At 74.0% G+C, this 14,647-nt stretch carries 14 protein-coding genes and 1 riboswitch; of the genes, 12 read left to right on the forward strand and 2 right to left on the reverse strand.

Annotated features, from left to right (window positions below; translation table 11 throughout):
- The first annotated feature begins 38 nt into the window (after window positions 1-38).
- The 10 genes from GNZ18_RS01300 to GNZ18_RS01340 all read left to right on the forward strand — a co-directional run bounded on the left by GNZ18_RS01300 (window position 39) and on the right by GNZ18_RS01340 (window position 9,437).
- Window positions 39-1,184 carry an acyl-CoA dehydrogenase family protein gene (locus tag GNZ18_RS01300; RefSeq protein WP_156214213.1) on the forward strand — a complete coding sequence of 382 codons (1,146 nt, stop codon included), beginning with the start codon at window positions 39-41 and terminating at the stop codon, window positions 1,182-1,184.
- Between the two features lie 14 nt (window positions 1,185-1,198).
- Complete coding sequence (locus GNZ18_RS01305; RefSeq protein WP_156214214.1) at window positions 1,199-2,755, forward strand: AMP-binding protein; 1,557 nt, start codon at window positions 1,199-1,201, stop codon at window positions 2,753-2,755.
- Window positions 2,752-3,267, forward strand: coding sequence for an FAS1-like dehydratase domain-containing protein (locus tag GNZ18_RS01310; protein WP_156214215.1), 516 nt, complete (start codon window positions 2,752-2,754; stop codon window positions 3,265-3,267). Before GNZ18_RS01305 ends, GNZ18_RS01310 begins: the two co-directional genes overlap by 4 nt.
- Entirely contained in the window at window positions 3,264-3,710 is a 447-nt protein-coding gene (locus GNZ18_RS01315; protein WP_216651116.1) for an FAS1-like dehydratase domain-containing protein, read from the forward strand. Before GNZ18_RS01310 ends, GNZ18_RS01315 begins: the two co-directional genes overlap by 4 nt.
- Window positions 3,707-4,663, forward strand: a complete 957-nt coding sequence (locus GNZ18_RS40660) for a thiamine pyrophosphate-dependent dehydrogenase E1 component subunit alpha (RefSeq protein WP_173390592.1) — start codon at window positions 3,707-3,709, stop codon at window positions 4,661-4,663. Before GNZ18_RS01315 ends, GNZ18_RS40660 begins: the two co-directional genes overlap by 4 nt.
- Window positions 4,660-5,634 carry an alpha-ketoacid dehydrogenase subunit beta gene (locus tag GNZ18_RS40665; RefSeq protein WP_173390593.1) on the forward strand — a complete coding sequence of 325 codons (975 nt, stop codon included), beginning with the start codon at window positions 4,660-4,662 and terminating at the stop codon, window positions 5,632-5,634. Before GNZ18_RS40660 ends, GNZ18_RS40665 begins: the two co-directional genes overlap by 4 nt.
- Window positions 5,635-5,650: 16 nt before the next feature.
- Window positions 5,651-5,902 (forward strand): biotin/lipoyl-containing protein, encoded by a 252-nt coding sequence (locus GNZ18_RS01325; protein ID WP_156214216.1) that lies wholly within the window; start codon window positions 5,651-5,653, stop codon window positions 5,900-5,902.
- The gene (locus GNZ18_RS01330; protein WP_156214217.1) at window positions 5,899-7,254 is read left to right on the forward strand and encodes an MmgE/PrpD family protein; all 1,356 of its coding nucleotides are present in this window, start codon (window positions 5,899-5,901) and stop codon (window positions 7,252-7,254) included. The genes GNZ18_RS01325 and GNZ18_RS01330 overlap by 4 nt, the downstream gene beginning before the upstream one ends.
- A gap of 7 nt (window positions 7,255-7,261) precedes the next feature.
- The gene (locus tag GNZ18_RS01335; protein WP_156214218.1) at window positions 7,262-8,296 is read left to right on the forward strand and encodes a zinc-binding dehydrogenase; all 1,035 of its coding nucleotides are present in this window, start codon (window positions 7,262-7,264) and stop codon (window positions 8,294-8,296) included.
- 252 nt (window positions 8,297-8,548) lie between these two features.
- A riboswitch (cyclic di-AMP (ydaO/yuaA leader) is annotated at window positions 8,549-8,689 on the forward strand.
- Between the two features lie 10 nt (window positions 8,690-8,699).
- The gene (locus GNZ18_RS01340) at window positions 8,700-9,437 is read left to right on the forward strand and encodes an NlpC/P60 family protein (protein WP_156214219.1); all 738 of its coding nucleotides are present in this window, start codon (window positions 8,700-8,702) and stop codon (window positions 9,435-9,437) included.
- 60 nt (window positions 9,438-9,497) lie between these two features.
- On the opposite strand, the gene GNZ18_RS01345 is transcribed toward GNZ18_RS01340, so the two are convergent.
- Window positions 9,498-10,775, reverse strand: coding sequence for a PucR family transcriptional regulator (locus GNZ18_RS01345; protein WP_156214220.1), 1,278 nt, complete (start codon window positions 10,773-10,775; stop codon window positions 9,498-9,500).
- A gap of 164 nt (window positions 10,776-10,939) precedes the next feature.
- Here GNZ18_RS01345 and GNZ18_RS01350 point away from each other — a divergent pair, with 164 nt between their 5' ends.
- Window positions 10,940-11,443, forward strand: a complete 504-nt coding sequence (locus GNZ18_RS01350) for a hypothetical protein (RefSeq protein ID WP_156214221.1) — start codon at window positions 10,940-10,942, stop codon at window positions 11,441-11,443.
- A 126-nt stretch (window positions 11,444-11,569) separates the two neighbouring features.
- Complete coding sequence (locus GNZ18_RS01355) at window positions 11,570-13,210, forward strand: serine/threonine-protein kinase (protein WP_312874241.1); 1,641 nt, start codon at window positions 11,570-11,572, stop codon at window positions 13,208-13,210.
- On the opposite strand, the gene GNZ18_RS01360 is transcribed toward GNZ18_RS01355, so the two are convergent.
- Window positions 13,207-14,490 carry a lipase family protein gene (locus GNZ18_RS01360; protein WP_156214222.1) on the reverse strand — a complete coding sequence of 428 codons (1,284 nt, stop codon included), beginning with the start codon at window positions 14,488-14,490 and terminating at the stop codon, window positions 13,207-13,209. The two genes, GNZ18_RS01355 and GNZ18_RS01360, sit on opposite strands and share 4 nt — an antisense overlap.
- Window positions 14,491-14,647: the final 157 nt, after the last annotated feature.

Here is a 14,647-nt window from a genome sequence, read left to right on the forward strand (position 1 = left end):
GACCGACTAGTCGGTCGATAGCGGGAGGGTGACGGCGAATGGACTTCAGCATCCCGGCCGAGCTCAGCATGTTCGTCGACTCCGTGCGGCGCTTCCGCGAGCGGGAGCTGATGCCGCTGGAGCAGAGGTTCCTGACCGAGGGGAGGTTCACCCCGCAGGAGCGCCGCGACCTCCAGGAACGTGCCAGATCCCAGGGGCTCTGGGCGCTGGACGTGCCGGAGGAGTACGGCGGCCAGGGCATGGGCACGCTCGCGACCTGCCTGGTCGTCGAGGAGCTGTACAAGCACCCGGGGATGTTCGAGTTCGGCGGCAGCCCCGAGCCCGTCCTCTACCAGGCGGACGAGGAGCAGAAGAAGCGCTACCTCCATCCGGTCATCGAAGGCGAGCGCCGCAGCTGCTACGCCTTCACCGAGCCGGGCACGGGCTCGGACTTCGCCCGGATCACCACGACGGCGGTGCGCGACGGCGGCGACTGGGTCATCAACGGGACGAAGATCTTCATCTCCGAGGTCGACCGCGCCGACTTCTGCATCCTGTTCGCCAGCACCGATCCCGAGGCGGGGTCGCGCGGCATCACCTGCTTTTTGGTCGACATGGGCACGCCGGGCTTCGAGGTGTCGCGTCCGATCCCGACGATGGGCGACGACTGGGAGCCCTACGAGCTGTCGTTCACCGACTGCGTCGTCCCCGACTCGGCGCGGCTCGGCCCGGTCGGCGGGGGCTGGGCGCTCGCCTCCGAGCAGCTCACGCACGGCCGACTCAAGATCGCCGCGTTCCAGCTCGGCATCGCCCAGCGCTGCCTCGACATGGCCGTCGAGTGGGCCAAGGAGCGGGTGACCTGGGGCAAGCCGATCGCGACCCGGCAGGGCGTCCAGTGGATGCTGGCCGACAGCGCGGTGGAGCTGGAGGCGGCGCGGTACCTGGTGTACCGGGCCGCGTGGATGGCGGACGAGGGGCACACGATCCGCAACGAGGCGTTCATCGCCAAGCTGTACGCGACCGAGATGGCCCAGCGCGTCACCGACCGCTGCCTCCAGGTGTTCGGCGGCCTCGGCTACAGCAAGGAGCTGCCGATCCAGAGCTTCTTCCGGCAGGTGCGGGTGTGGCGGATCGGGCACGGGTCCTCCGAGATCCACCGCTGGATGATCGCGCGCAACCTGCTCGGCCTGTCCTCGCGGGACTGAGCGGGGGAGCCGGCATGGATCTGATCGGGAACCGCACCCTCGCCGACCTGCTCACCGAGCGGGACGCGCGGCACTCCGGCCGCGCCTGCCTGGTCGTGGAGGACCGCGCGGGCACCGTCACCGAGTACACCTACGCGGAGGTGCTGGACGCCGTCCGCCGCGCGGCGGGCGGGTTCGCGGCCCTCGGCGTCGGACGCGGCGACGCGGTCGTCCTGCACCTGCGCAACAGCGCCGAGTTCGTGTTCGCCTGGTTCGGGCTGGCCTGGCTCGGCGCCGTCATGGTGCCCTCCAACACCGCCAACTCCCCCGCCGAGCTGACCTACCTGATCGAGCACTCCGAGGCCGTCGGCGTGCTCACCGAACCCGGCCACGTCCCGCTCTTCGCGGAGGCGCCCCGGGTCGCGCACCGGATCGTCGCGCGCGGCGGCGCGGACGGTTTCACGCCGTTCGCCGACCTGCTGGCCGCGCCGCCCGCGCCGCCGTCCAAGGGCGTCGGGTCCGAGGACGTGGTGGAGATGCTGTTCACCTCGGGCACCACCGCGCGCCCCAAGGCCGTCATGATCACGCACGCGAACTGCCTGTGGGGCGGGGAGCGGGTGTCGCGCGGCGCCGCGCTGGACGAGCGCGACCGGCTGCTGACCGCGCTGCCGCTGTTCCACATCAACGCGCAGGAGATCACGCTGCTGGCGGCGCTGACCGTCGGCGGCACGGCCGTCCTGCTGGAGGACTACCACGCCAGCGGCTTCTGGCCGGCCGTGCGGCGGCACCGGGCGACGGCGGTGAGCCTGGTCGCGATGCAGGCGCGGACGCTGCTCGCGCAGCCGCCGACCGGGCGCGACGCCGAGCACGGGATCCGCCGCTGCGTCTACGCGATCAACGTGACCGAGGAGGAGAAGGACGCCTTCGAGCGCCGGTTCGGGGTGGAGCTGATCAACGGGTACGGGCTGTCGGAGGGCGGGACCGTCGTCACGATGTCGCCGGTGTTCGGCGACCGCAGATGGCCCTCGATCGGGCTGCCCAACTTCGACCGCCGGATCCGGATCGTGGACGAGGACGGGCGCGACGTCCCGGCGGGCGTGGTCGGCGAGATCCTCGTGTCCGGGGTCCCGGGCCGGACGCTGATGAAGGGCTACTTCAAGGACCCGGACGCCACGGCGGCGGCCGTCCGGGACGGGTGGCTGCACACCGGCGACAACGGCTACCTCGACGAGCAGGGCTACGTGTACTTCTTCGACCGCCGCAAGGACGTCATCAAGCGCGCCGGGGAGAACGTGTCGGCGAGCGAGGTGGAGTTCGCGCTGCTGGCCCATCCCGCGATCACCGAGGCGGCGGTCGTCGCCGGGCGCGACCCGGTGCGCGACGAGGAGGTGGTCGCGTTCGTCGTCGCGGCGGCGGGCGAGGCACCGGGTCCGGAGGAGATCGCCGCGCACTGCCGCACGCGCCTGGCGGCCTTCAAGGTGCCCACCCGGATCCATGTCGTCCCCGAACTCCCGAAGACGTCCATCGGCAAGATCGAGAAGAAGCTGCTGCGGCTGCGGCTCGCCGGGCTTCCAGGGGGAGATGAGCGATGAGCACCCTCGACGAGGTGTACCAGCGCGTCCGGGCCCAGGTCGGGACGTCCCGCCACGACGACCTCGGGCGCGTGTCCGCCCGCGACTTCCAGCGGTTCGCGGTCGCGGCGGGCGAGACCGACCCGGTGTACTTCGACGACGCGTCCGCGCGGGCAGCCGGGCTGCCGGGCGCGGTCGCGCCGCCGCTGTTCCCGACCAGCGTGCTCGGCTGGGACGCGGGCCCGCCGCAGGACGCGCTGCGTCCCGACGGCACGACCGACGACGAGATGGCCGGACTCCCCCTCGCCGGCCTGCGGATGATGGGCGCCGGGCAGGACATCGACTTCCACGCGCCGGTCCGCGACGGCACGCACATCGTGCGGGAGACCTCGATCGAGGACGTGGCGCTCAAGGAGGGCCGCTCGGGCCCGTTCCTGGTCGTCACGCTGCTGCGCGCCTACCGCGACGCGTCGGGCGCGCCGCTCGCGACCTCCCGGGAGAACCTCATCGCGCGTCCGGAGGCGGAGCTGTGACGACGCGCTTCTTCGAGGACGTGGCACCCGGCACGAAGCTGGACCCCCTCACGATGCGGCCCGGCCGGATCCAGCTCTTCCGGTTCAGCGCGGCGACCTGGAACGCCCACCGGATCCACTACGACACCGAGTACGCGGCGCGCGAGGGGTATCCGGACGTCCTCGTCCAGTCCCATCTGCACGGCTGCTTCCTCGTGCGGACGGCGCTCGCCTGGGCCGGGCCGGGCGCGCGGCTGCGCCGGTTCGGGTGGCGCAACCGGCACATCGCCGTCCCCGGCGACACGCTGACCTGCACAGGCGTGGTGACCGCGTGCCAGGTGGAGGCGTCGGGCGGCGGGATCGTCGAGTGCGAGTTGGAGGAGCGCAACGCCGACGGGGTGCTGTGCGCGCCGGGCACCGCCGTCCTGGAACTCCCGAGACGACCCGAAAAGGACCGCCCATGAACGCGGCAACGGCACTCCGCCTCTACCGGACGATGGCGCGGATCCGGCAGTTCGAGATCGGCGCGTCCCGGCTGATGGCGGCCGGGAGGCTGCCCGGAACGCTGCACGTGTCGATCGGGCAGGAGGCGGTCGCGGCGGGCGTCTGCGACGTCCTGCGCGGGGACGACCACATCACGACCACGCACCGGGGGCACGGGCACTGCCTCGCCAAGGGCGGGGAGCCGGTGTCGATGCTGGCCGAGCTGCTCGGCCGCGCGAGCGGGTACTGCGGCGGGCGGTCGGGCTCGATGCACATCGCCGACCCGGCGGCCGGGATCCTCGGCGCGAACGCGATCGTCGGCGCGGGCATCCCGATCGCGCTCGGCGGCGCCTTCGCGGCGGCGCGCAAGGGGCGCGGCGGCGTCGCGGTCGCGTTCTTCGGCGAGGGCGCGGTCGCGCAGGGCGTGTTCCACGAGTCGCTGAACCTCGCGGCGCTGTGGCGGCTGCCGCTGGTGCTCGTCTGCGAGAACAACCTGTACGCGGAGCTGACGCCGGTGTCGGTGCACCTGGCGGCCGAGCGTGTCGCCGACCACGCCGCGCCCTACGGCGTCCCGGGCACGCGGGTGGACGGCAACGACGTGCTGGCCGTCCGGAGCGCGGCGCGGGAGGCGGTGGAGCGGGCGCGCGCGGGCGGCGGCCCCGCCCTGCTGGAGTGCATGACCTACCGCTGGCACGGCCACTTCGAGGGCGACCCGCAGCAGTACCGCGAGGACGCCGAGGTCGCGGAGTGGAAGGCGGCCGACCCCCTGAAACGGCTCGCGGAGGCGCTGCCGGACGCGGCGTCCGAGCTCGCGGCGATCGACGCCGAGGCGAAGCGGGAGATCGCCGACGCCGTCCGCGCGGCGGAGGCGGAGCCGCTCGCCGCGCCCGCGTCGGTGTCCGCCCACGTCTACAGCGGAGGTGCCGCCCGATGAGCACGACCAAGTACTGGCGGGCGGTGAACGCGGCCCTGCACGAGGAGCTCGAACGGGACGACTCCGTCCACGTCTTCGGCGAGGACGTCGGCGTGCCCGGCGGCCCGTTCGCGGCGACGCGCGGCCTGCGGGACAGGTTCGGCGAGTGGCGGGTGCGCGACACCCCGATCAGCGAGGCCGCGTTCACCGGCATGGCGGTGGGCGCGGCGATGGCGGGGCTGCGCCCGGTCGCGGAGATCATGTACTTCGACTTCATGACGCTGGCGATGGACCAGCTCGTCAACCAGGCCGCCAAGATGTCCTACATGTCCGACGGCGCGTTCTCGGTGCCGCTGACGATCCGGACGCTGTGCGGCGGCCACCGCGGGTCGGGCCCGCAGCACTCGCAGAGCCTGGAGGGCTGGCTCGCGGCCGTCCCCGGGCTGAAGGTCGTCTGGGGCGGCACGCCCGCCGACGCGAAGGGCCTGCTCAAGGCCGCGATCCGGGACGACGATCCGGTCATCGTCATCGAGAGCCTCGGGCTGTGGACGCGGCGCGGCGAGGTTCCCGACGATCCCGACCACCTGGTGCCGATCGGCGCCGGGCTCGTCCGCCGCCCGGGGACCGACGTGACGCTCGTGTGCTGGGGCGACACCGTCGCGGTCGCGGTCGAGGCCGCCGAGGCCCTCGCCGACCGCGGCGTGGACGCCGAGGTGCTCGACCTGCGGACGCTGAGCCCGCTCGACGAGCCGCTGATCCTGGAGTCGCTGCGCCGGACGGGACGGCTCGTCGTCGTCCAGGACGCGCAGGGCCCGTGCAGCGTCGGCTCGGAGGTGATCCGGCTCGCCGCCACCGACGGGTTCGCGTCGCTGCGCGCCCCGGCCGCGCAGGTGATGCCGCCGTTCGCGCCGGTGCCGTTCGCGCCCGACCTGGAGCGCGCCTACTACCCCGGGGCCGAGGACGTCGTGTCGGCGGCCCTGAAGACGATATGACGGAAGGGACCGGGGCATGACGGACATCGTGGTGCCGAAATGGGGCGCGACCATGGACGAGGCGACGATCGTCCAGTGGCTGAAGAGCGTCGGCGACCGCGTCGCCGAGGACGAGCCCATCGCCGAGATGGAGACCGACAAGGCGCAGGCCGAGATCGTCAGCCCGGTCGGCGGGACGATCGTGGAGCTGCTCGTGGAGAAGGACGCCGACGTCGTCGTGGGCCAGGTCATCGCCCGCGTCGCGGCGGAGGGCGAGGCGCCCCGATGACGCTCGCCGAACGCGTCGCCGACTTCACCGCGAACCTGAAGCCGTCCTCGATCCCGCCCGACCTCGTCGAGAAGGCGAAGGTGACGGTCCTGCACGACCTCGGCGTCGGCCTCGCCGGGCACCGCCTCGCCGCGACCGCGTACGCGTACGCGAAGGAGGAGGGCGGCTGCGGCGCCGGCGCCGGCGCGCGCGGCGCGCGGCTGCTGGTGGACGGCACGCCGGTGACGGCGGAGGCGTTCGCGCTCGCGACCGGCGCGCTCGTCCACGCGCGGACGCAGGACGACACGCAGGTCGCGGTGTCCACGCACCTCGGCGCGACGACGCTGCCCGCGCTGCTCGCGCTCGCCGACCGCGCCGGGCTGCACGGCGCCGACCTGCTGACCGCGCTGGTCGCCGGGTACGAGGCCGCGTCCGTCATCGCGGAGGGCGGCGCCGACGTCTCGACCGCGCGGGGGTTCCGCGCGAGCAGCGTCTACGGGCCGTTCGCGGCGGCGGCCGGGTCGGCGCGGCTGCTGGGCCTGACCGCCGGGCGGACCGTCTCGGCCCTCGGCCTCGCCGCCGCGTTCGGCGGCGGGACGAACCAGACGTGGGTCGCGGGCACGCAGGAGTGGCGCTACCAGGTCGGCGCGGCGAGCCGCAACGGCATGGTCGCGGCGCTGCTGGCCGCGCGGGGCGTCACCGGCGCGCCGGACGCGCTCGACGGCGCCGCCGGGCACCTGCGCGCCTTCACCGGCACCGTCCCCGCCCCCGCCGACCTGCGGCTCGGCGAGGACTGGCGGCTCCGGCGCGTCACCTACAAGCCGTATCCGGTCTGCGCGATCAACCAGATCCCGGTGACGCTGCTGACCGGCCTCGCCCGCCGCCACGGCATCGGAGCCGACGACGTCGTGGCGGCCGTCGTCGAACTCCCCTCCGACGACGCCGCCTATCCGGGCGTCGACGCGCACGGCCCGTTCCGCGACGTCGGCGGGACGCTGATGAGCCTGCCCTACTGCCTCGCGGTCGCGCTGCGCGAGGGCGGCATCGAGCTGGACGACCTGTACGGGTGGGACGACCCCGCGCTGATGGACCTGGTCCGCCGCGTCCGGGTCGTCCCGGCGGACGTGCCGCGCGGCGCCTGCCGGATCACCGTCCAGACCCGGGAGGACGGGACGCGCGTCGCGGAGCACGCCCCGGACCCCTCCACGTTCGACTGGGACCGCCACGAGACCGCCGACCGGCTGCGCGCGATGGCCGCCGAGACACCGCTGACCGCCGACCGGCTGGAGCGGTTCGTCGAGGTCGTCCTCGACCTCGACCGGCGGCCGGTGCGCGAGCTGGTCGACGCGACGATCACCGAACCGAAGGAGTGACCCCCTGATGCGAGCCACCCTCATCTACGGCCGCGGCGACGTCCGGGTCGAGGAGGTGCCCGACCCGGTGCTGCGGGAGCCGACCGACGCGATCGTGCGGGTGACGCGCGCCTGCGTCTGCGGCAGCGACCTGCACCGCTACCGCGGCATGGACCCCGTGGACGAGGGGCTGCGCATCGGCCACGAGTTCATGGGCGTGGTCGAGGAGACCGGCGCCGACGTGGGCTCGGTGCGGCGCGGCGACGTCGTCCTCGTCCCGTTCCTGTGGTGCGACAACTCGTGCGACTTCTGCCGGGACGGCCTGCACGGCTCCTGCCGCAACGGCGGCCGCTGGGCCGTCGGCGGGCTGGACGGCGGCCAGGGCGAGGCCGCCCGCGTCCCGCAGGCCGACGGCACGCTGGTCAAGCTGCCGGTCGGCGCCGACGACCCGGTGATCCCCTCGGTGATGGCGCTGTCGGACGTGCTGCCCACCGGCCACCACGCCGCCGTCACCGCCGGGGTCGGCAAGGGCTCCACGGTCGCCGTCATCGGCGACGGCGCGGTCGGGCTGTGCGCGGTGCTGTCGGCCGCGCGGCTCGGCGCCGAGCGGATCGTCCTGCTCGGCCGCCACCGGGCCCGCACCGACCTCGGCCGCCGGTTCGGCGCGACCGACGTCGTCCCCGGCCGCGGCGCCGAGGCGGTCGCCGCGATGCGCGAGGCCACCGGCGGCGACGGCATCCCCCACGTGCTCGAATGCGTCGGCAACACCGAGGCGTTCGAGACGGCGCTCGGCGGCGTCCGCGACGGCGGCACGATCAGCCGGGTCGGCGTCCCGCAGTACGCGCAGGCGCGCATGGACTTCGACGTCTTCATGCGCAACCTCACCATCACCGGCGGCGTCGCACCGGCGCGCCGCTACGTCCCCGAGCTGCTGGCCGAGGTGCTCGACGGCACGATCACGCCGGGTGAGGTGTTCGACCTCTCGGTGAGCCTGGACGACATCGCGGACGGCTTCCGCGCGATGAACGACCGCGAGGCGCTGAAGGTCCTCGTCCGCCCCTGACTCGACACTGACTTCCGCCTTGACGCACGACCCCCGCAGGGCCCTGCCGCGACCGCGTGCAGGGCCCTGACGTGCACCTTCACCCTAGATCCTGATTTTGCTGGAGTTTGCCAACCATTGGCGATATGAGTAACTTGTCCCACTCGGACGCCCTCCAGGCGATCCATCACCAGTGTCCCTAGATGGGGTCATTGGTGCGGCCTGAGCCGATTCTTCGCGCTCGGGCCACCGCATCAGCGCCGCTGCGTCGCAGCAGCGGCGACGCCGAGTCCGCCGTCGCGCGGAGCCGGGGACCCAACCTCGCATCGGGGTGAATCGGCCTGTCACCAGGCCGTAGGGCGACTTCCAGCCCGAACCCGTCAGCTAACCCGGTAGGCGTCTGGAAGCCAAGGAGTTCCCCCCTGTGAAAGGCAAGCACGGCAGCAACTGGACCGTCCGCAACCTCAACCCCCGGGTCGCCGGAGCCGTGGCCGGAGTCGCCGCCCTCGGCGTGATCGGCGGCATCGTGCAGGTCACGACGGGCTCGTCGGGTTCGGACCCGGCCGACTCGGTGGCCGCGATCCAGACCGTCCCGCAGGCGCCGAACCAGACGGACCGGTCCCCGGCGGGCACCCCCGAGGCGCGCGAGCGCAAGGCCGACAAGCGCGAGGCCGACAAGCGCGAACGCGACACCCGCGACCGCGCCTCGCGCGAGCGGCGCACGGAGAAGAAGACCCCGGAGCCGGTGGCCGGCCCCCGCTCGGAGGTCATCGAACGGGCCAAGACCTGGAACCCGGGCACCTCCGACCGCGTCTCCTACAGCCAGACCGACTACCACAACGGCTACCGCACCGACTGCTCGGGCTTCGTCTCGATGGCGCTCGGCCTGCCCAAGCCCGGCGAGAACACCGTCGGCCTGACCTCCTCGCGCCTCACCGAGCGCATCTCGATGTCGGAGCTGAAGAAGGGCGACCTCGTCATGGACGCGCTGGGCACCAACACGACCCGGCACGTCGTCATCTTCGAGAAGTGGGCGAACAGCGACCACACCGCCTACTGGGCCTACGAGCAGCGCGGCCGCTACGGCACCGACCACCGGACCCGCGACTACGGCCTCTCGTCCGGCAGCGAGTACAAGGCGTACCGCCCGACCAACCTCTGAGCGCACGGCAAGGGCCCGGCCCGGGGCGTCCCCGGGCCGGGCCCTTGGCCGTCCCGGGGGTCAGGTGTCGGCGAGGATGCGGGCCACGGTGGCGCTCAGCGCGCGGACGCCCCGCGTGCTCGTCGGGTCGATGCCGGTCAGCTCCCGGGCCCGGCGCAGCCGGTAGTCGAGGGTGCGGGGGTGGACGTACAGGTGCGCCGCCGTCAGCAGCCGGTTCATGTCGTGGCGGTAGTAGGCGTCGAGCGTGGAGACCAGGTCGGGCCCCTGGAAGAGCCGGTCGGCGATGCCGCGCAGCCAGTGGTCGACCTCGGGGACCCGCGCGGCGCCCAGCTCGACGAAGACGTCCGCGAGCGTGGTGACCTTGCGCGGGACGGCCTCGACCGGCGCCGCCCCGCTGATCCGCCGCGCCAGCGGCAGCGCGCCGGGCAGCGCGCCCGCGTCCGCGACCGTGGCGCCGACGGCGCAGCGCCGCCCGGCGATCTCGGCGACGGCGGCGGACATGGCGAGGGCGCGCTCCCATTCCCGCTCGGAGACCTCGGTCAGTTCGGGGGGCTCCGCCGGCTCGGGGGGCTCGGCCGGTTCGGGGGGCTCGGCGGGCTCGGCGGGCTCGTCCGGTTCGCGCTCGGAGGGGCCGGACGTCGCCTCGCACGGGAGCGGGAGCAGCGCGACGAACTCGCGGGGGTCCTGCCAGCGCATCGGCACCCGGTCCGTGTCGACCAGGACGCCGATGATCTCGGCGCGGGCGGGGGGCGGGAGCGGCGGGTCCTGGTCGGCGATCCGGACGACGGTCAGCAGGTAGCGGTCCGGGACGGGCAGGCCGAGGCGCCGCGCCAGCTCGGCCGCCGACGGGTCCCCGGCCAGCAGCGCCGCCGCGAGCTGCTGGACGCGCTCGACGAGGGGCACGACGTTCCGCTGCCCGTCCAGGAAGCCGCGCGTGTAGGCGTTCTGCGCGGCGGTCCCCTGCGGGCCGACCCAGCCGAGGAGCCGCATGAGGTCGTCCAGGCCGGAGGGGTCCGCCGCCTCGTGGATCTCCCGCACCGTCAGCGTCGAGTGCAGCCCGAGCACGGACCGGTGGGCGTGCAGGGAGATCCCCGCCCGGCCGCGCTCGTGCCCGACCGAGGCGATGACCGCGAGGTCGGCGCCCGTGAACGGCCGGTCGTGCGCCGACAGCTCCACGGTGCGGCGCCGCAGCAGCACCGCGAACTCCAGCAGGTCGGTGTGCTCGCGGTCGCCCGAGGCCAGCGCCTTGTACTCGGGCAGCTCCCGCGCGTAGAGCTCCACCGCCCGGCGCGCGTTGGCGTCCACCCGTCTCGTCAGCGTCGCAAAGAGATCGCCCATCCTGTCCCCTTTCGTCCCGCGTGATTCGCACGAGAGGGCACGGCGGATGATCAACCCAGCGGCCGGAACCGGCCGCGAGCGTGACGGTCCGCCAGCGATCGGATGCCGATAGTTCTGTTAGGGTCCGACCGCAATACCCGTCCCCCGCCCCCTGGAGCTGACCCGTGGCGAAGAAGATCGCGATCGTGCTGGCCTTCGGCGGGCTGATGCTGGGCGCCACCTCGTGCGACGACGACGGCGGCGGTAAGGGGGACGCGAAGGCCGGGCCGTCCACGCCGTCGGCCGCCGCCACCCCGGGCGCGACCGCACCGGGCGCCGCCGCACCCACGAGCCCCAGCGCGGCGAGCCCCACCGCGGCGAGCCCGACCCCCTCGACGCCGGCGGCCGCGCCCGCCAGGCCGAGGCTCCCCACGAGCAAGACGATCGTGATGATCGACCCTGACGGCAAGCGCTACACCTACACGGAGATGGCCCAGTTGGCGGCGGGCATGCGCGCGACCATGAAGACCGCGCCGTCGAACTTCTGCGCCAAGTCCTATCAAGAGGGCGTCAAGGGCGGCGGCAGGTTCCCGGCCGGACGCGGCGCGTGGATGTCCGCGTGCGAGGAGGGCTGGCGCCTCGGCGCCAAGCCCCGCTGGCCCACCCCGCGCTGGCCCACCCCGCGCTGACCCACCCCGCGCTGGCCCACCCCGCACTCACCCAACCCGCGCTCACCCTGACCTACCTCGGACCGGGGGCCCGTTCCAGGGGGATATGGGCGCTTTCACCGGGGTCGCCGTTCTAGGCTGTCCGCCGTGACCTCTGGGCAGATGGTGATCGACGGGCGCTTCGAGCTGCGGGAACGGCTCGGCAGCGGCGGGATGGGCACGGTCTGGCGCGCGCTCGACCTCGCGCTGGAACGCGAGGTCGCCCTCAAGGAGGTGCGGCTCGCCGAGACCGACATGTCCGCCCTCGACCCGAAGCTCGCGCGGATGCTGCGCGAGCGGGTGATGCGCGAGGCCCGCGCCCTCGCCCGGGTCGACCACCCGAACGTGGTGACCATCCACCACATCGTGGACTCCTCCGAGATGCCGCACCCGTGGCTGGTGATGGAGCTCGTCCGGGGGAAGTCCCTCCAGGACCGGCTGGAGGAGGGGCCGCTGTCGCCCGCCGAGGGGGCGGCCGTCGGGCGCGGCGTCCTCGCCGCGTTGCGCGCCGCCCACGAGGCCGGGATCTGCCACCGCGACGTCAAGCCCGGCAACGTCCTCCTGCGGATGGACGGAACGCCCGTCCTCACCGACTTCGGCATCGCGGTGCTGGACGAGGCGTCCCGCGTCACCGCGACCGGCGGGCTCGTGGGCTCACCGGAGTACATCGCGCCGGAGCGGCTGCACGGCACGGAGGGCGACCCGGCGTCGGACCTGTGGTCGCTCGGCATGCTCCTCTACGTCGCCGTGGAGGGGCGCAACCCGGTGCGGCGCCCGACCCCGGCCGCGACGCTGGCCGCAGTCATGACCGCGCAGATCCCCCCGGCCCACCGCGCGGGGCCGCTGGCGCCCGTCCTCCAGGCGCTGCTGGTGCGCGACCCGGCCGCCCGTCCGACGCCCGACCAGCTCGACCGCATGCTCGCCCACGCGGCCGGATCGTCCGCCACCTCCTTTCCGGACTCGACGCCCGCCCCCTTTCCGGCCCCGCCGCCACCCGGCACCGACCCCGGCTCCTCCGGTTCGTTCCCCGGCACCTTCCCGCCGCCGATGCGGATCACCGGCCCGGCCGCGCCGCCGCCTCCGCGCCGGCGGGCGCGGACGGCCGCGACGGCCGTCATCATCCTCGCGATCGGCGTGGTCGCGGCGGTCCTCACCACGATCGCCATCGCGGTCCCCCGCATGATGGACGCCCTCGACAGGGCGGCCGCCGGCAGTCCCGGCACCACCCATACGGACGACACGCGCAAGAGCACCGGGAACGCGAGCGGGACCAAGAAGGGCGACGCGGCACCGAAGACGCTGCTGACGCCCGCCGCCGTCCGCGATGTGATCAAGAAGTTCGAGCAGGCGTCGGGCAGCAAGCGGTTCGCGGAGTTCACGGTGTACGAGGAGCGCGCGTCCGCCGACGCCCCCGTCGCCGGGCGCCGCGCCGCCTTCGACAACTACACCTACGAGAAGGGCGCGGACGCGGCGATCCGCAGCCGCCCGAGCGTCGCCATCACGACCGGCGACGCCAAGGTGGACCTCGACATCTTCAACTGGGACGCGCTGCCGGCCCTGCTCAACCGGGCCGCGCGGACGCTCAAGGTGCCGAAGCCGACCAACCGGTACGTCATCGTCAGCGCCGCGTGGACCTTCAACGGCGACAAGCCCACCATGATGATCCACTTCACCGACGAGTACGACGGCGGGTACCTCGCGGTCAACACCCAGGGCAAGGTCATCAGCACGCACCCGGCCGACTCCTAGCGCGTCCGGCGCAGCCAGCGCAGGATGTCGGGGACGCCGCGCCTGAGCGACCCCATGTGCCGCGACTCCGGCCCGTAGTCCACGACCTGCGGCCTCGCGCCGTGCGCGCGGAGGGCGCGCGCGCACGAGAGGGTGTTGGCGTAGGCGACCTGCTCGTCGCCGGATCCGGCGAACAGCCGGACCGGGACGTCCGGCCGCCAGTCGCACGTCCCGTCCGAGGACCGGATCGCCTTCAGCAGCGTGCCGGACGGGCGCGCCAGCCGCTTCCGGTACGCGGGCGTGAGCAACTGCTCGGGCGTGTCGGGGAGCTTCGGCAGGATCTCGGTGGCCTCGTTCTTCGACCCGTCGAACAGCCCCTCCACGATCGAGTCGTAGGGGGCGTTGAACACCTCCGACGGCGACCGGTACAGGCCGAACCCGTGCTTCCACGCCACCGTGACGTAGGAGAGGTAGAACACCGACGCCTTCGGCGCGAGCGTGGTGGTGGGCGACAGCGACGCGGGAAGCTGCGCGCGGCGCAGGTCGAACGGCCCGCTGACCGAGGCGATCGGGCCGAGCCGCAGGGAGGGGTCGGCGCCGCGGCCGAGCTCGCGGCCGAGCGCCATGGCCGCCACCCCGCCCTGGGAGAACCCGGTCACGGCGACGCGCGGCTGGAACCGGACGCCGTGGGAGCCCGCCACCGTCCGCGCGGCGCGCAGCATGTCGAGCGACGCCGACGCCTCGGACGCGGAGTGCATGTACGGGTGCGGGCCGGGCCCGAGCCCCAGCCCGAGGTAGTCGGGGGCGACGCCCGCGTACCCGGCGGCGGCGTAGTAGACGGCGGCGACCCGGCCCTGGCCGTCCTCGGCGGTCGCGCCCGCGTCCTTCCTGCTCGCGAGCGTCCCGTGGGCGAAGCTGACCGCCCGCACCGCCGTGCCCGGGGCCGTCGCGGGCAGCGCCACGATGCCGCTCGCGGTCGTGGGCCGCCCGGTGGGCGTGATCGTCCGGTAGACGACGCTGTAGGCGTCCACGCCGTTGCGCGGGCGCGGCGACGCGAAGGCGTCGTCGATGTCCTTCAGGTAGGCGCCGGTCTGGGCGCCGGTCATGTGGGCCACGCGGGTCGCCGACACGACCGTCCCGCGTCCCGGCGCGGCCGCGTCCCCGGACACGTGGCGGGCCGGGGCGGAGCCGGAGTCGTCCAGGGCGAAAGCGGCGGCGGGGACGGTGGTCAGGACGACCGCGCCGCCGGCGAGCGCGACCCCGGCCCGGCGGGACCGGAGGCGAACGATGGAGTTCTTCATGGCCAACGACGCTAGGGCCGGCGGTACCACCGCCCAATGCGCCTAGACCCCTGACGTAGGTGTACTTGGGTTCACCCCCCTCCGGATGGGGAGTGCGCCTGTGGGGGCGAGATCCGTCATGTCCCCTCTTGACCATTGGTTCCGTCCGAAATAGTTT

It is taken from the genome of Actinomadura litoris, from assembly GCF_009733595.1.
GTDB lineage: Bacteria > Actinomycetota > Actinomycetes > Streptosporangiales > Streptosporangiaceae > Spirillospora > Spirillospora litoris.